Genomic DNA, 20,065 nt, shown 5'->3' with positions numbered 1-20,065 from the left:
GTGCCATGCCGACTCCAAGCCCCGCAAGGTAAGAGCCGGGCCACCCACACGCGTGTTATGTGTCTGAGTCCCTTGGCACCATCACTTTCCCCGTTCCGTCCCATCCCGGGTGGGCCCGCGCCGGACCCGCTTCACGGGAGCTTCCGTTCTCCCCTCAATCGAGCCCGCGCCGAGGACGCCGCGCAGCGAGCCGGTGGACTGCTCGCCGACGAGGAGCTCACGCGGCTGCTCACGTCGCCCCGCGAGCGCCGGGAGGTGGTGCAACGGGCGCGGGACATCTTCGTCAACCGCAACCTGCGCATGGCCAGTGTCGAACTGTTCGGCTTCGACATGGATTACACGTTGGCCATCTATCACATGCGCCGGCTGGAGCAGCTGTCGTTCGACATGACGCTGGCGAAGCTGGTGAGTGAGTACGGCTATCCGCCGGTGGTGGGCGGGCTGCTGTACGACCATCACTTCGTGATGCGCGGGCTGGCGGTGGACCGCGTCAACGGCAACATCCTGAAGATGGACCGCTTCGGCCACGTGGGCCGCGCGTACCACGGGCTGCGCCCGCTGAAGCGCGAGGTCTCGCGTGAGCTGTACCGGAACAAGCGCGTGCGGCTGCGAAACCCGCAGTTCGCGTGGAACGACACGTTGTTCGCGTTGCCGGAGACGTGCCTGTTCGCGGGCATCATCGAGCTGCTGGAGTCGCTGGGCCACACGGTCCAGTACGGCAAGCTGTACGACGACATCCGGGAGGCCATCGACACGGTGCATCGGGACAACTCGCTCAAGCGCGAGGTGCGCAAGGACCTGGCGCGCTACGTGTTCCTGGACCCGGAGCTGGGGCCGGCATTGCACAAGCTGCGCTCGGGTGGGAAGCGGCTGTTCCTGCTGACGAACTCCGCGTGGGACTACACGGACGCGGTGATGAAGTACCTCCTGGACGGACAGCTCGCGGAGTATCCGAGCTGGAGGAACTACTTCGACGTGGTGGTGACGTCGGCGGGCAAGCCGGGCTTCTTCACCGACTCGCACCCCTTCCTGGAGCTGGATGCCTCCACGGAGGAAGGCCGCGTGGTGGGCGAGGCCTCGTCGCTGGAGCGCGGCAAGGTGTACTCGGGCGGCAACCTGGCGCGCTTCGAGGAGCTGACGGGCTACCGGGGCGAGAACATCCTGTACGTGGGCGACCACATCTACGGCGACATCCTGAAGTCGAAGAAGTCGTCGCTGTGGCGCACGTGCATGGTGGTCCAGGAGATTGAGGACGAAATCACGTACACGGCGACGCGGCAGGAGGAGATTGGAACGCTGTCGCAGGTGGAGGTGCTCCGTGAGCGCCTGGACGACGAGGTGAACCACCACAAGACGCTGCTCAACATCCTGGAGCGGCGGCTGGAGCGCGAACAGCTGGCGCCGGATGAGCGGCTGGGCGTGGAGGAGCTCCGCAAGCAGACAAAGTTGGAGCTGGACCGGATGCGGCGGGCCTTGAAAGAGGCCAACGAGGTCGCGGACACGCTCGAGCAGGACGTGGAGGAAGGCTTCAACCCGTACTGGGGACTGCTCTTCAAGGAAGGCAACGAGAACAGCCGCTTTGGCTACCAGGTGGAGCAGTACGCCTGTCTGTACACGAGCCGGGTGTCGAACTTCCTGCACCATTCGCCCATGCAGTACTACCGCTCACCGCGGGACAAGATGGCCCACGAGCAGGCCGGAGCCCTGTCCGCCCGGCTGTCCCCGATGGGCAGCGAAGGCCCCCCGAAGGGCGCCGGGAACGAGTAGGCCTCAGGCGACGCGTCAGAGCTTCCCGCAGGATCGGAACCTGTCAGGCAGTCACCCCTGGAGGGTGATAACCGCCCTCACAGCTCGGCGGAGGGCCCCACGCGGCCCCAGATGACGTCGGTGAAGCGCGAGCCGGGCTCATCCTCCAGGCCCAGCTTGCGAAGGTCGTCCGTGTACTTCGCGCCCTTCACCACCACCCACCGCCGCGCCACGCGCCGGGCTTCCTCCAGCGTCGCCTGCGTCAGCGGCGCGTGTTCCGCGAAGCGGCGCAGCATGTCGAACGCCGGCTGTGATTTGCGCGGCTTCGCGAACATCGGATCGAAGAAGACGACGTCGAACGCGCGCGACGGCAACGTCTTCAGGTACTCGCGCGCATCCGCGTGCACCACTTCAATGGGCCCTGAGTCCTCGCCCAGCGCATAGCGCCGCAGCCCCTCCCCCGCCACCGCCCCCAGCGCCTGGCTCCGCTCCAGCCCCACCACGCGCCCCGAGGGCCCCACCGCCAGTGACGCCACCATCGCGTCCTGCGCCAGCCCCAACGTGCAGTCCAGCACCGAGTCCCCGGCGCGAAGCTCCGCCACCCGAACGAAGGCATCCGGCTCCCCCGCCCGCAGCCGCATCCGCCGCAGGTGCGCCATGCCCGCGTGGAACCCGAACGAGCCCTCCGCGTCCCACAGCGTCACGCCGTCACCGCCCACCACCAAGAGCGCCGCCGCCTTCGTCCCCAGCCACGGCGCCACGCTCTCCTTCGCGCGCCGAGGCAGGAAGGGCACACCCCACCGCGCCGCCACGGCCCGCGCCTCGCGCACCAGCGCCGCATCCACCTTCGTGCTCGTCGTCACTGCCAGCGGTACCAGGGTCACCCTCCTGCCTCGCATCCACCATGCCCGCAGCGAAGGAGCAACGGATTCCGCCATCCACGACGCTCCGCGCCACGTCACGGCTGGCCCATCGCGTCAACCGTGGAAGGCCCTGCCAGACTCCGTCTCGGAGCCGACAGGATTAGTACGAATTAACGAACTCCATAGGATTTCGCGCCCTCGTGCCTCAGAATCGGACTTCCTTCGGACGATGGAGAATCTCCCCAATCCGCGCCCGGAGTGGATCGCTTGGAGAGGACAACGATGCACAACAGAGCAACAGGAATGGCCGTTGTCGTAATGGTCGCAACCCTCTTGGTGGGCGACGCGTTCGCAGCCACCTTTGGAGTCACGCCGTCGGGCTCGTCCGCCGTCTTCTACGTCGACACCAACGCCTGGGCGGACATCCACTACGTCCAAAACAATCAGGGGCAGCTCAACTATCGGATGGGCATCGTCAACGGCCGGAACCAGTACACGGTGACCGACCTGTCCGCGGGCGAAACCATCGACTACTCATTCACGTACTGGGACGTGTCCTGCGACTGTGCCCGTGACACGGCCTGGACGCGCTACACGCACTCCGGCACGAACCCGCCTCCGCCCCCGCCGGACGCGGGTACCGACGCGGGCACGCCGCCACCTCCGACGGACGCGGGCACGCCTCCCACGGGCCCCATCGTCCCGCTGTACACCACGTCCACGCCGCTGGAGCCCGCGACGGTCCAGGAGACGGCCTCCGCCATCATCACCCGCGTGGGCGACCGCGTCCGGGATCGCCACGCGCGCGAGGACATGTTCCAGGCGTACGACCACTACCTGCCCCTCTACTTCCAGGCGCGCACGCACTACATCGAGATCGTCGACGAGGTCGCCAAGGGTGGCAACCGCGTCACGGTGAACCTGCACACCGTCTATCCCTACGAGCGCCCTGACTTCCGCGCCTTCTTCCGCGGACTCGGCACCGTGGCGGAGTACTTCCACAACGCCCAGTTCACCCAGGTGAACGACTATCACTTCACGTCCAGCGTCGACTTCAACGCCAAGGAAGGCCGCGCCATCCGCGTGGGCGACCGAATGGAGCTGGAGGTGGGTGTCTTCCTTCGTCAACCGGTGGAAGGCCGTTTCAACTACTACGCCACCACGTACCTCTACATGGTCGGCTCGGGCGGCGTGGTGCCCTTCGACGTCACGGGTTCCATCCGGGACTCCATCCCCATGCCGCAAGCGGGCTGGAGCGGTGGCCGCACCACGCTGAGCTCGCCGCAGTCCAACGAGCCCGACAACCGCTTCCTGCAGATGGCCAACAACCTGGCGCCGGTCAGCGCGCAGCCCTTCGTGGAAGGCCGCCGCATCCACCACACGAACTTCGGTGATGGCAGCCACTCCGAGCCGGGCAACCCCGCGCTCACGCAGCACCAGGGCAAGCTGGGCCCACACTACGTCGCCCCGTCCTGCGTCGCCTGCCACGTGCAGAACGGCCGCGCCCTGCCCCCGGGCAACAACACGACGCTGACGAACTATGTGGTGAAGGTGGGCCAGGCCAATGGCGCCGCCGACCCGTTCCTCGGCTACCGGCTGCAGCCGCGCCGCACCAGCGGCACGCCAGAGGGCGAGGCCCGCATCACCGGGTGGACCGTCAGCTCCGGCACCTACGGTGACGGCACCCGGTTCGAGCTGCGCCGACCCAACTACGGCTTCACCAATAACACGCCCACGAACTACTCGGCGCGCATCACCCCGCAGCTGGTGGGCATGGGCCTGCTGGAGGCCATCCCCGAGTCGGCCATCGCCGCGCTGGCGGACCCCAACGACAGCAACGGTGACGGCATCTCCGGCCGCATGCACCAGGTGCGCGACCCACAGACGGGCGTGACGCGCCTGGGCCGCTTCGGCTGGAAGGCGAGCACCGCCACGGTCCGCCACCAGGTGGCCGAGGCCCTCAACAGCGACATCGGCGTCACCACCTCCGTGTTCCCGTCGCTGGACTGCGGTCCGTCGCAGCAGGGTTGCACCAGCACCAGCACCGAGCTGGCCAACTCGGAGCTGGACAAGCTCACGCGCTACATCTCCCTGCTCGGCGTGCCGGCGCGCCGCAACCTGAGCGACGCCACGGCGCTGCGCGGTGAGACGCTGTTCAACAACGCGGGCTGCGCGCGGTGCCACACGGCCAGCCTGACGACCAGCGCGTACCACCCGCACGCGGAGCTGCGCGGCCAGACCATCCGTCCGTACACGGACCTGCTGCTGCACGACATGGGCACGGGGCTGGCGGACAACCTGCCGGACGGACAGGCCACCGGCGCGGAGTGGCGCACGCCCCCGCTCTGGGGCATCGGCCTGACGGCGGGCGTCAGCGGCGGCGAGGCCTACCTGCACGACGGCCGCGCCCGCAACCTCGCCGAGGCCATCCTCTGGCACGGCGGCGAGGGCCAGGCGGCGCGCAACAACTTCGCCAACATGAACAGCGCGGACCGCGACGCGCTGCTGGCGTTCCTGCGCTCGCTGTAATGCGCCGAAGCAGGTCCAGGGGGCCGCGCGTCACGGGCGGCCCCCTGCTTCACACTCAGGACGCGTTCGCCGCCTGGAGCTTCCGGCCGCCCTGCATGATGGCCACGGTGACGGACTGGTTCCGGCCGTTGCGCTTCGAGTGGTAGAGGCACTGGTCGGCCAGGTCGATGAGCTGCTGCTTCTCCGTGCCGCTGTCGGGGAAGGTGGCGATGCCCAGCGACATGGTGATCTTCAGCGGCCCCATCTCCGTCTGGAACGTCTCCGCCTTCACGGCCTCGCGGATGCGCTCGGAGATGGTGAAGGCGCCCTTGGCGTCCGTCTCCGGCATGATGATGACGAACTCCTCGCCGCCGTACCGCGCGACGATGTCCGTGTCGCGCGCCATCGTCTTGATGATGCGGGCCACGCCCTTGAGCACCTGGTCGCCCGTCGGGTGACCATAGGTGTCGTTGACGCTCTTGAAGTGGTCCACGTCGGTGAGAATGATGGAGCACTTGCGCTGGTAGCGCCGCGCCTGGGCCAGGATTTCGTCCGCCTTCGCCTGGAAGGTGCGGTGGTTGAACAGGCCGGTGAGGCCGTCCGTGGTGGCCATCCGCTCCATCTGCTCGAAGAGCTGCGCACGCAGCACGGCCTGCGCGGCCTGGATGGCGATGACCTCAATCATCCGCAGCACGTCCTGTTCGAACGCGGCCTTCTTGCGCGAGCCCGCCACCAGCGTGCCCAGGATGCGGTCACCCGCCACCAGCGGGAAGATCTTCAGCGCCCCCAGGCCGCGAATCTGCGTCTCGTCGTCGAAGATGATCTGCCGGTCCATGGCCTTGATGTCGCGGCCCGGCAGCGGCGCCCCGTAGCGGACCACGTTGGCCACCAGCCCGTTGTTGTCCTCGAAGCTCTGGCCGGACAGCGCCTGGCCCTGCGCCGTCACGCCGGACATGCGCACCACGCGGTGCATGCGCTTGCCGTCGACCTCGGACACCAGCGTCACCGCACAGAAGTCCAGGCCCGCCAGCTGCCGGGTGCTCTCCAGCACCGCCACGAACACCTGGTCCGGGCTGCCCGCGCGGTTGAGCTCCTCGATGGCGCGGAAGAACCGGTCCTTCTCGTCGCGCGTCTTGCGGATGTAGCTCATCACCCGCTCCACCTCGATGGAGCGCAGCACCTCGCCCGCGATGGTGGAGAGCAGCTTCTCGTCCTGGTCGCTGAAGGGCTCGTTCGCCAGCCGGTCCGCCACCAGGACGCCGCGCACCAGTCCGCTGGCCTCCAGGATGGGCACCGCGAGCAGCGCCTGCACCGCGGGGCCGCTGCCGTCGTAATGCGTCACGCCCTTGAGCCCGTTCGGCGAGTTCATCCGCACCGGGGCGCGGCGCTTGAGCACGCCGCCGATGATGCCCTCGCCCGCGTTGAAGCGCTCGCGCTGCACGCGCTCGGAGCCGGAGCGGCAGTCGTACAGCTTGAGGCTCCGGTCATCCGACGTGAGCAGGAACGCGGCGCAGGTGTAGGTGCGCAGCCCCGTCTCCGCGATTTCGAGCGCGGCCTGCACGGCGCCTTCGATCTCCTTCACCGAGGCCACCAGCCACTTCTCGTCCGAGCTCATCCCGCTGAAGCTGTCCTGCGTGCCGGATGACACCAGCCGGAAGGTGCGCGCCCGCTCCTCCACCTCGCGGATGCGCTTCTGCACCGCGTCGCTCTCCGCCCGGCGCGCGGCGGCGATGCGCGCCGCCAGCACCAGGTGGTAGAGGCCGGAGAACAGGGCCAGGAAGGCCGCGTGCGTCAGGTAGCCCGTGGCGTTGGGCACCGGACCGCCCAGGGTCACCAGCGCGTCGTACACCAGCGCCACACCCAGCAGCGTGAGACCCGCGTTGCGCGGCAGGAAGGCCACCAGGAACGCCATCAGCAGGTAGACGATGGGGAACAAGTCCCCGCCGCCAATGGCCACCACGACGAAGGCCGCGGAGATGAGCGCTCCGCCCAGCTCCAGGTCGTCCCGAAGGTCGATGACAGCGCCCACAGCGCCACGCATGGCCCGGCGCCAGGCGGCCACGGCGATGCCCACCAGGAGGCAGCCCACCAGGGCCGCCTCGGTCCACCCCAGCGTGTTCAGCCCCCGGAAGCCGCCGCGCGCCAGGTGGATGAACGTGGCGAGCGCGGCCGCGGCGGGTATGGACCGGACCGCGAGACGCAGCAACCTTCCGGGAGACGGAAACTCGGGAAGCGACGTCATGGGGACTCCAGGTGGAAGACAAGCTCGCCCGGCTTCACGAAGCCGAGTTCCTCACGCACGGCGCGCTCCAGCGCGGCCGGGTCCTTGCGCAGGGCGGCAATCTCACTGCGCAGGGCCTCATTCTGGGCGGACAGGGAGCGGTTGCGGGCCTGCACCGACTCCACGTCCTGCCGGAGCGAGAGGTAGCGGCGGAAGCCCTTCGCGTCCACGACGGACACGAGGCTCAGGGCCGCAGCCACCCCTACCGCCACCACCAGGAACTTTCGCCTCGCCGTCATGAGCCGGAGGACCGTACCAGTGGCCCCCTGCCCCGCAAGATTTCCGCTCCAGGCCTGTAGCAATGCCGGGAAGCTACTTGGGCTGGGCCAGGAGCTTCTCCACGGCCTTCGCCATGTCGGCGTGGGATTCCACGCCATGCCAGCCGGCCACGGCGCGGCCCCGGCGGTCCAACAGCACGGTGGTGGGCAGGCCCTGGATGGCCCCGAAGGCGCTGTGGCCTTCAATCATCGCCTGGTTCGCGACCAGCACCGGGTAGCGCAGCGCATAGTGGTCCGCGAAGGGGGCCAGGACCTTCTCCCCTTCCAGGTCCATGCCCACCGCCACCACCTGGAAGCCCTGAAGGCCGTAGTCCTTCTGGAGCGCCTCCAGCGTGGGCATCTCCGCCAGGCACGGGAAGCACCACGTCGCGAAGAACGAGACGAGCACCACCTTCCCGTCCAGCGCGCGCACGTCATGCGGCGTGGGCCCTACCGACGGCAGCGCCAGCGCGTTGAGGAAGGCGTACCCCGCGTCCACCGGCCGAGTGCCCCGGCAGCCGGCCAGCGCCACCAGCGCCACGACGGCGCCCCGTAGCAGCGCGCGGGACATGGCGATCAGGCCTCCGAGGCGGGCGGCCCGGCCCGCTGACAGTCACGACACAGGCCGTACAGCTCCATCTTGTGCGACGTCACCTTGAAGCCGTGCTTGCGGGCCACGGCGTCCTGGAGCGCCTCGATGCGCTCATTCTCGAACTCGATGATGGTGCCGCAGCGCGTACAGACCAGGTGGTCATGGTGGTCGCGCCCCGCGGCCGCCTCGTAGCGCGTCTGCCCGTCCCCGAAGTTGCGCGCGTGGGCCAGGCCACACTCACTGAGCAGCTTCATGGTCCGGTACACGGTGGCGACGGACACCTTGGTGTCCTGTTCGCGCACCTTGTTCCACAGCTCCTCCACCGACAGGTGGCCTCCCACCGCGAAGAACGTGTCGATGATGAGGCTGCGCTGCCGCGTGCTCTTCAGGCCATGCTGGGCCATGTAGCGGGCAAGCACCTCGTCCTTGTCCCGGTCGTCGTCGTGGTGGTGATGATGGCTGTGGCTGTTGCTCATGTGAAATCCTTCAAAGTCGCCGCGGGTCCGCGCCATGCCTCGGGCGCCACTGGGTGGAGGCCCGCCGCTGCCTCGCCCTCCGCTCTTCTTGTAACCAATCCGGCCAACCCTCGCGACCCGGCCATTTCCCAACAAAGGCGCCCCGCCGGAGAAGAAAACGTCACCGGCATGTGTTGGTCTCTGAACGCCGCAGGCCTGATACTCCCGTCCCACCCTCCCTGCAACGCTTAGGCGTGCGGCCCTGGGGAGCGCCTCCCCTCCCGCCCGCCCGTCCCCGCGACTTGCACTCGCCGTAGGCTGTTTAGATTGGAATCGGACTGGCTCATTGACACCTGTCTGTAGGCGAAGATAGAGGCATCCGCCCTCGTAAACGAGCATTTTTCCGCGACATTCATGAACAGTCCCTGGCAGAGAAGACGGCAGCCCGACGACGTCCCCACCCCCGTGGCGGTTGCCGTCTCGGACTTCTGCAGGCGCGCGAAGGCACCCGCCCCGGCCCCCGAGGTCCGCGAAGCGCTGGCCCTCCTGGCCGAGGCTGATGATTTCCGCGTCCGCGCGTTGACGGACGGTGAACCCGAGGCCTCCCCGCTGGGGCCCTTCGCCGTCATCGACATCCTCAGCGGCACCCAGGCCTCCGTGGCCGCGCAGCGTCAGGCATGCGGCTTCTACGAGGTCGCCCGCGAGCTGGCTCACGTGCGCGATCAGAAGGCGCCGCCCGCTCCGGCTCCCGCCGAGCCCACCCTCACCTTCGCCCCGCCGCCCGCCGCGGATGCGTCCGCCGGGAAGAAGGGCGGCAAGGCCGCGAAGGAGGACCTGGAGGCCACCGTCAAGGAGCGCATCGCCCCGCGCAAGCGCGCCCCCACGGAGGACTCGCTGGGTTCGCCCGCCGACTTCGCCGAGGAGCCCGCCCTCTCGCGCAGGGACCTGCCGCGCCCCCGGGGCCGCTTCACCCGCGTGGAGGCGCCGCGCGCGTCCTTCTTGGAGCTGACGCGCCTGACCGGAAAGCCCATCGTGGAGGCCGCCCTGGAGGCCGCCGACCACCGCTTCGCGCTGCTGCGTGCCCTGTCCCAGCGCTTCAATGGCGCGCGGGGCGAGCTGACGCAGATGGATCTGGAGAACGTGCTCCGGGACCACGCGCTGATGGACGCGATGGTGGAGAAGGAGCGCCGCCAGGTGCTGGACGGCTTCACCACCCAGCGGGGCGCCGCCGGCCGCGTGGCCTGGGCCCTGGGCCTGAGCCCGTCGGAGCTGCAGCGGCTGGTGTCCGTGCTGTCGCTGACGGAGGACGTGGAGGCCCTGCGCGAGCGCTTCCGCCGCGAGGCCCTGGCCGCGCCCCACCTGACGCACCGGCTGGACCTGCTCGGGCGCGAGAAGTACCTGGCCGACCTGGGCATCCAGAAGAAGTTCGCCGACATGCTCCGCAAGGAACTGGAGCGGCTGGTCGGTGACGTCCTGCACGATGCCAGAGACCTGCACGAACTGGCGGATGCCGTCGGCCGCAAGCACGGCGCCCCGTCCGAGCTCGTCTTCCGCGCCTTCGATCGCCTGGGACTGGCGGACGGACTGCGCAAGCAGTTGCTGGCCAGCTCCCGCTGAATCAACACCCTGACGAGGCACTGAGAACCATGCCCATCTACGAGTACTCCTGCCAGAGCTGTGGAAAGATGATCGACGTGCTGCAGAAGATCTCCGACCCCGCCCCCGCCACGTGCGGCGGGTGCGGCGCCGAGGGGTCGATGACCAAGGTCGTCAGCCGCTCGAGCTTCGTCCTCAAGGGCGGGGGTTGGTACTCCGACCTGTACAGCTCCACCAAGAAGGACGGCGGCAGCTCCGCGTCGAGCAGCAGCTCCTCCTCGTCGTCGAGCGCGTCCTCGTCGGCCAGCAGCGCGCCCAGCACGCCCGCTCCGGCCCCCGCGCCGGCGGCCTCGGGCGACAAGAAGTAGTCCCCGGCCCGCGCCCACCCGGGCCGGGCCCGCCGAAAATTCGCTCAGGGCATGGGAGCGGCGCACACTCACTCCCCGTGCCCTTCCCCCCCTCCAAGCGTCCTCCCCGTCACTGCGCTCTGTGTGGCCATCCAGAGCTGACGGACACCCGCGGGCTCGGCCGTTTCCTGCTCGTCGCGGATCCGCATGGCCGCGGCCCCATCTGCCCGCCCCAGCGCGGATGCCGCGGTGGCAAGCGCGAGGCGGTGGAGCCATCCCCGCTGACGCAGCCAGCCCGGTGAGCTAATCAGGACACCTGCCGCGCCCTGTCCCCGCGGAGGTGCCATGCCGCTCGCCCCATTCCGAATCCTGTCCCTGTCCCTGCTGACCGTGCTTGGCGCGGGCTGTGCGTCCCAGACGCGCATGCCGCCCGAGGCGCGGACCTCCCTCAACCAGACGCTCTCCGGCCCGGAGGCGGAGCAGTACCTCCGCGTCTCCAGCAACGTCACGCCGCTCTTCGGTGACGCCTCCAAGCGACTACTGACGCCCTACGCCCCCGAGGACGTCCGGCTCCTCGACGACACGAAGGGCACCCCCATCAACCCGGGCGCCGTGGAGCGAGTGCTCCCCGCCGGGACGAAGCTGCGCATCACCCGCGTGGAGTTCCCCACCTCCTGGGTCATCACCGAGCGCGTCCTCTACAGCCCGCGCGCCTGGCCCTGGGTGTACCTCACGGAAGCCGGCGCACCCGCCAACGCGCCGCCGCTCATCCTGGTGATGCCGCCCAACCTGGACCGTCCGGAGGACTTCCGCACGGAGCTGGAGAAGTACCTGTCCGCGCGGGACTTGAATCCCACCCTGGACGCGCTGCCGCCCGCGGTGCAGGAGGCCGTGCGTGAGAAGCGACTGGTGGCCAACATGTCCATGGACGCGGCACGCATGGCCTGGGGCCCGCCAGAGACGGTGCGGCGCTCCCTGGAGGGCACGGCCAGGCACGAGGAGTGGACCTACCCCGGGGGCCGCCGCCGCGTCTTCTTCACGGACGGACGCCTCGCGCGCGCCGAGGAAGGCGGCGACCAGGTCGTCCCCTGAGTGGACTTCGGTGAGCGCCGGCTAACGACGGCGGCGCTTGCCACCACCGCCACCACGGCCGCCACCACCGGACTTGCGCGCCGCCTGGGCCTCTCCCGGGCGCGTAAGCCGGGGAAGATCGCCGGCCATCACCGGCCAGAAATCCCCCTTCTGCAGCTCGGCCACCAGTTCGGCCTGCGTCTGCACCGGCCGCTTGAAGAGCGTGGCACCCCGGCCGACCTCGTCGAGCGAGCCCCGGGCGTCACTGCCTCCCACACAGGGAAGCTTCAGCGCCGCAGCGGCCTCCACGGCCAGGTCATTGGACGTCTGCTTCACCCGGGCGTTGTAGCCCTCCACGGCGCTCAGCACGCCGAGGGAGCGGATGAAGTCCATGGCCGGATTCTGCGAGTCCCGGTCATAGGGGCGCGCGGCGACGATGGCGGCGCCCAGGGCCTTCACCTTGGGAAGGCACTCGGCGGCGCTCCACGGCTTCTCGCGGTTGCTGCCCCACATCTGCACCGGCTCCGGGGCCAGCTCCGGCTTCGGGAAGAAGCACAGGTACTGTCCACGGTCCGTCACCAGCTCCAGCCCGACGAAGACCTTGAGCTTCGACTTCGCGCCGATCTCGAAGAGCTCGTCGCAGCCGTCCTGGGTGTTCGTCTCGGTGAAGGCCACCCCGTCCAGGCCGAACAAGGCGGCCCGCTCCAGCACGGCGCGAGGGTCCAGCTCGCAACCCTTGGACAGGTGGGAATGGGCGTGCAGGTCGATGAGCATGGGCGCTGCTCCCTAACAGGCTCCCCCGAGCCCTGTCGAGCCTGCAACGCCCTGCCCGCGACTCAGGCGAACGCGTAGGACTGGAAGGTGCCCTGGGTGGCCTGGGTGTTCTTCTCCTCGTAGGTGCGGATGAGGTACCCCATCAGCATCAGCGAGGACGTATTCTCCAGCACCCGGGACGGGTCCTTGGAGATGAGATTCGCACTGTAATTGAGGAAGAACTGGGCCAGCTCTTCACCCGCCTCCTTGACGATGAGCGCATTCAGCGCGGAGGGCTCCATCGTCCGGATGGTGTTGATGAAGTCTACGGCCAGGTCCTTCTTGGTCTTCATGTCCACGGGCCTTCCCCCTTCCCCACTCCGCCGCCACTCGCGGCCCCCTGCCACGAGCGCCCCAGGCAATCAGGTGCGACTCGATCAACATAGGCACGGGCGGGAGACTGCAAACCCCCAGGCATGGACGATCAACATCCCCACAACAGGGAAGCCGGGTTTTTGACACCCCGGAACGGCGCGTGCGATAACTTCCTATTGTCCTGAATCAGCACCGCACAAGGAGTGGCAGGCGATGTTCACGGGCGTGAAGGTCTTCTCCGCCACCAAGGCGAAGGAGCGCGAGGAGCTGGGTGAGAACGTCACCCGGTGGCTGAAGAGCAACTCTGACCTGGAGATTGTGGACCGGGTCGTTTGTCAGTCTTCCGACAACGAATTCCACTGCTACACCCTCGTGCTTTTCTACAAGCACGGCAAGAGCGAGCAGGCGGCCCCGCAGTCCTGAGCGGAATGCGCCGGCGGAAGGGGGACGGCCCACCCCTCCACCGGAACATCCCTGCTCTGTTACTCCTGGTGGGGCACGTAGACAGCGACGCCGCGCGGCGGGACGACGAGCACCGTCTCCGTGCCGGCGAGCTGCAGCGTCTGCCCCGTGAAGATGTCCACGTAGGTGCCGCTGCTCGCGGCCAGGCTCCCCATCAGATCCAGCACCAGTGAGCGCTCTATGGCGCCACGATTGATGGCCACCAGAGCGCCCCGTCCGTCCGGCAGATCGCGCTGGAACACGTAGAGGTCGTTCTCCACGCGCAGGGTCCGCCGCGCGCCCGTCTGCAGCGCCTCGTGCGCCAGGCGCGCCTGCCCCAGCGTCCGCACGAAGTCGAGCAGCTCCCGCTCCAGCGGCGCCAGCGCGCTGCCGAAGCGCATGAAGCGGCGGTTGTCTGGATCACCCGCGCCCGGCAGGCCGACCTCGTCGCCGTAGTACACCAGCGGCACGCCCGGCTGCGTCAGCACGAAGGCGAAGCCGTACTTCATCTTCTCGAAGGCGGCCGGGTCCGTCACCACCGAGGACGGGCGGTTGGGACCGAAGGGATCACTCCCATCCCCGCGCAGCTGCCCCGCGGCCTGGGAGATGAAGCGCGCCACGTCGTGGTTGCCCAGGAACGGCGAGTTGAGCGTCCCCGGCGCATAGGCCTCCTCGTTGGCGCGCACGGCGTCGTCCACACGCTGCAAGCCCTGGCCGTCCGCGAAGGCCTCGCGCACGGGCCAGTACAGGGGGAAGTCGAACTGACCGTCCAGCTCGCGCGGGCTGATGTAGCGGGCAATCTGTGAGCGCCCATCCACGTGAACGTACGTCTCGCCCACGAGGTAGAACTCGGTGCCCGTCATCGTGGTGATCTCCTTCAGCTTCCCGCGGATGGTGCGCCCGGCCACCTGCTCCATGTGCTTCACCGCGTCCAGGCGGAAGCCGTCGAAGTCCGCCTGCTCCAGCCACCAGAGCGTGTCCGCGGCGAACTGGTCCACGAAGTCCGACGAGCGCCAGTTGAAATCCGGCAGATAGTCCGTGAACTTGCAGATGAGGCGCTGGGCTTCCCAGTCGCAGTCCTGCGTGCCACACACGCAACTGGCGGCGGTGTTGAACCAGCCCTCCTGCCCGTGGCTCGTCCAGTAGGGGTGCTCCTGGTGGACGTGGTTGAGCACCAGGTCGGCGATGACGCGGATGCCCCGCTTGTGCGCGGCCGCCGTGAGCGCGCGCAGCTCCTCCAGCGAGCCGAAGCGGTGCTGCGTCTCGCGAGGCTTCGACGGCCAGTAGCCGTGGTAGCCCGTGTAGTACTTGCCGCCCGTGCCGATGAAGCGGCCTTCCGGGTTCTGATCCACCGGCGAAATCCAGATCGTACGCACGCCCAGCGCGTCGAAGTACCCCTCCTCCAGCTTCTGGGTGATGCCCGCGAAGTCCCCGCCAAGATAGTTGGCGATGGGGTCCACGTCCGCCACCGGAGCGTCGTTCTCCAGCCGGCCATTGTGGAAGCGGTCCGTGAAGGCGAAGTACATGAGCCCCGAAGCCCAGTGGAAGCGCTCCGGCTCCACCCAGAACGGCAGGTAGAGCGACTTCGCCTCTCGGCCCTGGCTGTCCTTGGCCACCACCTTCACGTGGTGCTTGCCCTGCTCCAGGCCCTGCACGTTCAGGCTGAAGCGGCCGGTGGCGGCGTCATAGGCATCCGGCCGGGGCGTGCCGTCCAGCGACATCACCATGCCCTCACCCGCCGGGCCGGCCTTGTCGGTCCCGTCGAGGTAGGAGACAGCCACGTCCAGCGAGCCCTCGGGCGTCACCGTGAAGCGGTTCAGCTCCAGCACGGGCTGGCGGCAGTCCGGGACGGTGAGGCGCGAATACTCCTCCGCGCGAACCCAGCGCGAGTACGGGTTCTCCGGGTCCATCTCCTGCTTGTTGCCCACCACGAAGCGGTAGCCGTAGTCGCGCGGCTCCAGCCCTTCCAGGCGGAGCGTGAACACGCCGTCACCCCGGTCGTTCATGGGCTGAGGCAGGGCGGCGAAGTTGTTCCACTCCCCCACGACCTGAACCGTGCCCGCCACGGACTGCTGCGGTGCGTAGGTCAACGTCACGTCGCAGGTCCGGACAGGGATGGAGTCGGACTCACCACATGCGGCCGCCGTCAGCAGCGCAGGGAGCATCAGGCGTCGAGGAAGGCGGAAACGCGTCATGCAAGCCCCCTTGTACGGGAGGCTCACTCGCTTTTCCAAGCCCCCGGCGGGGAACCAGATGACTCAATGCGTCGAATTATGGACGCCCGACCTGGTGGGCTTCGTACTCCTGCAGGATGCGCAGGACGGTGCTCGCGAGCGGATGGTCCGACGGGGCCAGCTCCAGGAAGCGGTGGTAGTTGCGAGCCCCCTCCTCGATGCGCCCCAGCTTCACCTCCACGGCCCCCAGCAGCAGGTAGCACTCGGCGTTGCCGGGCTCGAGCCGGGCGCACTCACGGGCGGAGTTCCGCGCGGCGGTGTACTTCCCCTCACGCTGGAGGGCGCGCCCAGCGGTGAGCACCCTGTACGCGGGCCCCGCCGTCACCGGCGACACCGCCAGGGCGTTGCCCGCCTCACCCAGCAGCGCCGCCGGGGCCTGCCGCGTCTGTCCTCGAGCGCCCGTGCCAGCCGCGGGAATGACCTTGCCGCTCCGCGTCCCGGAGACCGGACGCGCCACTCCGGAACGCCCGGCCGCGGCCTCGGGTGCGTCATCCGGCGTGTCGGCGTTTCCCGACACCTCGTCGTCATCCGCGTTCTCGACCATGGCCTCGGCGGCCCGCGAAGGCGACTCCTCCGCGGCCGGGGGCTTCGAGGGCGCGGCCACGGGTGCTGCGGGAGGCAACGCGGGTGGCATGATCCGCTGCGCTACGGGCGGCCCGGGCGCGCGCGCCTCTTCCCTGGCGGCGGCCAGTAAGTCGGAGCCCACCCGCGTCACCGCCACCACGGCGAGCACCGCGGCCATCACCAGGCCGACACCGGCCACCCACTGGGAGCCGCGGCTGCCTTCGGCGAACAGGCCCACCCGCGTCGCACGCGGCGCGGGAGCCACCTTCTCCGCGTCGTCCACCTCGACGGGCCCGCTCTCCTCGGTGCGGTAGTCCGGCTCCAGGTCCAGCGCTGGCACACCGTGCTGCGTGGGCGCTGGCAGCGGGGGCGCCTCGCGCCAGATGGACATCTCCTCCGCGAAGGAGGCCGGCACCCGGGCAGTCATCCCGAGCGCCTCCAGGTCCGGGCGGTACAGCTCCCGCAGCAGGTACCCCACGGACATGGGCGAAAAGCGCGGGGTGGACGAGTAGAGGAACCCGGCCAGGGCATCCCCGAGCGCATGGGCGGACTCGAAACGGGATTCCTTCCGGAGCGCGAGCGCCCGCTGGAGGATGGAGTCCAGCGCCACCGGGATGTCGGACCGTACCTGTCGCGGTGAGGGCAGCGGCTGGCCGCTATTCAAGCGCTGCAACACCGTGTGGACCTGTCCCTCAAGCGGCAGCCGGCCGCAGAGCATCTGGAACAGCACCACGCCGGTGGCCCAGACGTCCGTGCGGGCATCCACCGCTTCCCCCCGCGCCTGCTCCGGCGAGAAGAACAGGTACTTCCCCCTCACCACGCCGGGCTCGGTGTTGAAGCTGCGCAGGGAGCGCGCCTTCGCGATGCCGAAATCGACGATTTTGACCTGTCCCTCGTAGCCGATGAGGACGTTGTCGGGAGAGATGTCGCGATGGACGATGCCCAGCGGCTCGCCCTTTTCGTCATTGCGAGTGTGGGCGTAGTGCAGGCCGCGGCACATCTCCATGGCGATGAAGACAGCGAGGGGCACCGGCAGGGAGTGGTAGCCGGAGCGCAGCGCCCGCTTCAGGATGCGGTTCAGCGGCTGGCCTTCCACCAGCTCCATGGCCAGGAAGTACTGCCCGTCCACCTTCCCGAAGTCGAAGACCTGGGCAATGGCCCCGTGCGACAGCGTGGCGGAGATGCGCGCCTCGCTGATGAACATGGACACGAAGGCTTCGTCGTTGGCGTACTCCGGGAGCACCTTCTTGATGAGCACGGACTTGGTGACGCCCGCCGCGCCCCGGAGCCGGGCACGCCACGTCTCCGCCATGCCGCCCTGGCCAACCCGCTCTTGAAGTTCATACCGGCCGAATCGTTCTCGCGGCGCACTTGCCATCGCGGGTGCCCCCTTTTCAAACTTTACCGCATAACCCGGGAATGCGGAGGCCAACCCCGCAAAGCGGCTGTGATATCGTCCGCGCCGTGGCGAGTCTGGGAGATGAGGATGGGGACGACGAGCTGGTCCGCACCGATGCGTTGCCGGCCATTCGCGTCCAACGGGTACGTACCCGGCTGGTGGTGTTGTCGGGTCCGGACGCTGGCCGCGACTGGCCGCTGATGCCGGGACGCTATCGCGTGGGTTCGGGCCGGGATGCGGACATCCTCCTGTCGGACCGGGCGGTGTCGCGCCAGCACCTCATCCTCGAGGTGAACGAGAGCGGCGTGCGCGCGGTGGACCCGGGCTCGCGCAATGGGTCCTATTGCGAAGGCATGCGCTTCCAGGAGCTGGAGGTGCGCACGGGCGCGGTCCTCAAGCTGGGCACCACCGAGCTGAAGCTGATGCCGGAGAGCGAACGTCCCCGGGCGCGTCCCCTGTCCGCGCGCAGCGCCTTCGGCTCGCTGGTGGGCAACAGCCGCCGCATGCGGGAGCTCTTCACGCTGCTGGAGCGGCTGTCCGCGGGTGAGTCGGACGTGCTCATCCAGGGCGAGACGGGCACGGGCAAGGAGCTGTGCGCGGAGGCCATCCACACGCACAGCCCTCGGGCCCGGGGGCCATTCGTCATCGCGGACCTGGCGGGCATCGCCCCCTCACTGCTGGAGAGCGAGCTCTTCGGACACGTGAAAGGCGCCTTCACGGGTGCGCACTCCGACCGCGCGGGCGCCTTCGAGCGCGCCCACGGCGGCACGCTCTTCCTGGACGAAGTCGGCGAACTGCCGCTGGAAGTCCAACCCCGCCTGCTGCGCGCGCTGGAGCGCCGGCAGGTGAAGCGCGTGGGCTCCAACGACTACCGCACCTTTGACGTGCGCGTCGTCGCGGCCACGCACCAGGACCTGGAGGGCTCGGTGCAGGCCGGGCGCTTCCGCGGTGACCTCTTTCACCGGCTCGCGGTGCTCCGCGTCGGCCTTCCGCCGCTGCGGGAGCGACTGGAAGACGTGCCGCTGCTCGTCGACACGGTGCTGCAGCGGATGGGGCGTCCTCCCAGCGCGCTGTCGGACCAGACGCGCGCCCTGCTCGCGCAGTACCCGTGGCCGGGCAACGTGCGCGAGCTGCGCAACGTGGTGGACCGGGTGGTGAACCTGGGCGACGAGGCCCTGCCGGACATCCCGGACCTGCCTTCCCACGCCGAGGACCCCACCACCCTGCCGCCGCCTTCGGACGACCCGGAGAGCACGCGCCCCATCTCCCTGGACCTCCCCTTCAAGGAAGCCAAGGACCGCATCATCGAAGGCTTCGAGCGCGATTACCTGCGCGCCCTCATCGACCGCTGCGAGGGCAACGTGTCCCGCGCGGCCCGCGAGGCGGGCATCGACCGCGTGTACCTGCGCAAGCTGCTGCGCAAGCACGGCCTGGACACGTCACCGGCGTGAGTGGGTGTGGGCCTCCGGGCCCCCTGCTTTCGCGGCGACGTGAGCAGGTTCGCGTGGCCGGTTGTTTCCGGGCCGGGTCATTACGTGTCGAACGGCCCGGTATTCCAGCGGGCCCTATTCCGGGACGTGCCGACCATGACTCTTCGCTCGCGCCTGCGCTCGACCCTGTTGGCCCTGCTGCCCATCGCCCTGCTCCCGCTGATGGCGTGTGGCGGCAATGAGGGAAAGGTCACCCTGCTGCTGACCGACGCGCCGGGAGACGACATCCGCACCGCGGTCGTCACCATCTCCGAAATCTATCTGCAAGGCGGCGACGGCAAAGGTGGTCGCGTGGTGCTGCGCGATACCCCCGTCACCGTGAGCCTGCTGGAGCTCGCCAACTCCACGTCCGAACTGGTGTCTGACGCGGTGGTCCCCAATGGCGACTACTCCGAGCTTCGCTTCGTCATCACCGGTGGCTACATCGAGGTGGCGAATGAGGACGGCGCGTCGACCGTGTTCGCGTCGTCAGCCGACTACTCCGGCCTGCCCGCGGGCACGCAGGTGGGCGGCCAGCTCCACATGCCCAGCTACGGCACGTCCGGGCTGAAGGTGAAGTTCTCCGAGAAGCTGACCATCGAAGGCGAGCAGAAGGTGCTGCTCGTGGACTTCGACGTCGGCCAGAGCTTTGGCAAGGAAGCGGGCAACTCGGGCAAGTGGGTGATGCGTCCGGTCATCAAGTCCGCCGAGGTGACGGCCTCCGGCAGCATCCGCGTGACGGCGGACACAGCCGCCACGGTGACGCTGCCCGTGGTGGACGGCCACCAGGTGACGCTGGGCGACTTCAACGCGGTGATGACGAACGAGGCGGGCAGCCGTGAGCGGCTGGCGCTGACCGACGAGGACGGCGACGGCACCTACGAGGCGGTCTTCAAGTTCCTCATTCCGGGCACCTTCACGGTGCACCTCGAGCCGCCCCCCTTCGTCAGCGCCTCCACCGCGCCCGACCATCCGGTGACGGTGGAAGTGGGTTCGGGCCGCGACGTGGCGAATCACTTCACGATTACGGGTGCGACCCAGCAGTAGCGCGGGCGCGACGTGCACACGGTTACGTGGGGACTGGCGCGGGGTCGGTTCCCAGGGCGAGGCGTCG

General features: G+C 69.0%; 17 protein-coding genes. 8 read left to right on the top strand and 9 right to left on the bottom strand.

The features are described from left to right. Positions 1-57 precede the first annotated feature (57 nt). Positions 58-1,767, top strand: coding sequence for an HAD-IG family 5'-nucleotidase (locus tag OZ403_RS19265; RefSeq protein ID WP_140854958.1), 1,710 nt, complete (start codon positions 58-60; stop codon positions 1,765-1,767). 77 nt (positions 1,768-1,844) lie between these two features. Here OZ403_RS19265 and OZ403_RS19260 read toward each other — a convergent pair whose 3' ends face one another. Further along, complete coding sequence (locus tag OZ403_RS19260) at positions 1,845-2,708, bottom strand: class I SAM-dependent methyltransferase (protein WP_268784805.1); 864 nt, start codon at positions 2,706-2,708, stop codon at positions 1,845-1,847. Between the two features lie 183 nt (positions 2,709-2,891). Between OZ403_RS19260 and OZ403_RS19255 the strand changes: the two genes are divergently transcribed. After that, complete coding sequence (locus tag OZ403_RS19255; RefSeq protein WP_268784804.1) at positions 2,892-5,138, top strand: di-heme oxidoreductase family protein; 2,247 nt, start codon at positions 2,892-2,894, stop codon at positions 5,136-5,138. Positions 5,139-5,193: 55 nt separating this feature from the next. Here OZ403_RS19255 and OZ403_RS19250 read toward each other — a convergent pair whose 3' ends face one another. The 4 genes from OZ403_RS19250 to OZ403_RS19235 all read right to left on the bottom strand — a co-directional run bounded on the left by OZ403_RS19250 (position 5,194) and on the right by OZ403_RS19235 (position 8,723). Beyond that, on the bottom strand, positions 5,194-7,359 hold the full coding sequence (locus OZ403_RS19250) for a sensor domain-containing diguanylate cyclase (RefSeq protein ID WP_268784803.1): 2,166 nt from the start codon (positions 7,357-7,359) through the stop codon (positions 5,194-5,196). After that, positions 7,356-7,637 carry an FtsB family cell division protein gene (locus OZ403_RS19245; RefSeq protein WP_140791818.1) on the bottom strand — a complete coding sequence of 94 codons (282 nt, stop codon included), beginning with the start codon at positions 7,635-7,637 and terminating at the stop codon, positions 7,356-7,358. The genes OZ403_RS19250 and OZ403_RS19245 overlap by 4 nt, the downstream gene beginning before the upstream one ends. Before the next feature lie 73 nt (positions 7,638-7,710). Beyond that, positions 7,711-8,226 (bottom strand): TlpA family protein disulfide reductase, encoded by a 516-nt coding sequence (locus tag OZ403_RS19240; protein ID WP_140791816.1) that lies wholly within the window; start codon positions 8,224-8,226, stop codon positions 7,711-7,713. A gap of 5 nt (positions 8,227-8,231) precedes the next feature. Beyond that, complete coding sequence (locus OZ403_RS19235) at positions 8,232-8,723, bottom strand: Fur family transcriptional regulator (protein WP_174258825.1); 492 nt, start codon at positions 8,721-8,723, stop codon at positions 8,232-8,234. A gap of 444 nt (positions 8,724-9,167) precedes the next feature. On the opposite strand from OZ403_RS19235, the gene OZ403_RS19230 reads away from it, so the two are divergent. From OZ403_RS19230 to OZ403_RS19220, 3 genes are all read left to right on the top strand, one after another. Then, positions 9,168-10,319, top strand: coding sequence for a hypothetical protein (locus OZ403_RS19230; RefSeq protein ID WP_140791813.1), 1,152 nt, complete (start codon positions 9,168-9,170; stop codon positions 10,317-10,319). A 29-nt stretch (positions 10,320-10,348) separates the two neighbouring features. Beyond that, positions 10,349-10,666 (top strand): FmdB family zinc ribbon protein, encoded by a 318-nt coding sequence (locus tag OZ403_RS19225; protein ID WP_140791811.1) that lies wholly within the window; start codon positions 10,349-10,351, stop codon positions 10,664-10,666. 324 nt (positions 10,667-10,990) lie between these two features. Beyond that, the gene (locus OZ403_RS19220; RefSeq protein WP_268784802.1) at positions 10,991-11,737 is read left to right on the top strand and encodes a hypothetical protein; all 747 of its coding nucleotides are present in this window, start codon (positions 10,991-10,993) and stop codon (positions 11,735-11,737) included. Positions 11,738-11,758: 21 nt separating this feature from the next. Here OZ403_RS19220 and OZ403_RS19215 read toward each other — a convergent pair whose 3' ends face one another. Both OZ403_RS19215 and OZ403_RS19210 read right to left on the bottom strand, forming a co-directional pair. Continuing rightward, complete coding sequence (locus tag OZ403_RS19215) at positions 11,759-12,490, bottom strand: PHP-associated domain-containing protein (RefSeq protein ID WP_140791806.1); 732 nt, start codon at positions 12,488-12,490, stop codon at positions 11,759-11,761. Between the two features lie 62 nt (positions 12,491-12,552). Continuing rightward, on the bottom strand, positions 12,553-12,828 hold the full coding sequence (locus tag OZ403_RS19210) for a hypothetical protein (protein ID WP_090492493.1): 276 nt from the start codon (positions 12,826-12,828) through the stop codon (positions 12,553-12,555). Positions 12,829-13,057: 229 nt separating this feature from the next. Between OZ403_RS19210 and OZ403_RS19205 the strand changes: the two genes are divergently transcribed. After that, positions 13,058-13,267 carry a hypothetical protein gene (locus OZ403_RS19205; protein ID WP_011553713.1) on the top strand — a complete coding sequence of 70 codons (210 nt, stop codon included), beginning with the start codon at positions 13,058-13,060 and terminating at the stop codon, positions 13,265-13,267. 59 nt (positions 13,268-13,326) lie between these two features. On the opposite strand, the gene OZ403_RS19200 is transcribed toward OZ403_RS19205, so the two are convergent. Further along, positions 13,327-15,480, bottom strand: coding sequence for an alpha-amylase family glycosyl hydrolase (locus OZ403_RS19200; protein ID WP_268784801.1), 2,154 nt, complete (start codon positions 15,478-15,480; stop codon positions 13,327-13,329). 76 nt (positions 15,481-15,556) lie between these two features. Then, the gene (locus OZ403_RS19195) at positions 15,557-17,395 is read right to left on the bottom strand and encodes a serine/threonine-protein kinase (RefSeq protein ID WP_268784800.1); all 1,839 of its coding nucleotides are present in this window, start codon (positions 17,393-17,395) and stop codon (positions 15,557-15,559) included. 152 nt (positions 17,396-17,547) lie between these two features. Here OZ403_RS19195 and OZ403_RS19190 point away from each other — a divergent pair, with 152 nt between their 5' ends. Then, positions 17,548-18,933, top strand: coding sequence for a sigma 54-interacting transcriptional regulator (locus OZ403_RS19190; RefSeq protein WP_140791777.1), 1,386 nt, complete (start codon positions 17,548-17,550; stop codon positions 18,931-18,933). 135 nt (positions 18,934-19,068) lie between these two features. Continuing rightward, a complete protein-coding gene (locus OZ403_RS19185) occupies positions 19,069-19,998 on the top strand; it encodes a DUF4382 domain-containing protein (protein WP_268784799.1) in 930 nt (309 codons plus the stop codon). Positions 19,999-20,065 lie beyond the last annotated feature (67 nt).

The sequence above is a fragment of the Myxococcus sp. NMCA1 genome, assembly GCF_026810205.1.
Taxonomy (GTDB): domain Bacteria; phylum Myxococcota; class Myxococcia; order Myxococcales; family Myxococcaceae; genus Myxococcus; species Myxococcus xanthus_A.
The sequence above is the reverse complement of the archived record's forward strand: the minus strand, read 5'-3'. Positions and strand labels throughout refer to the sequence as shown.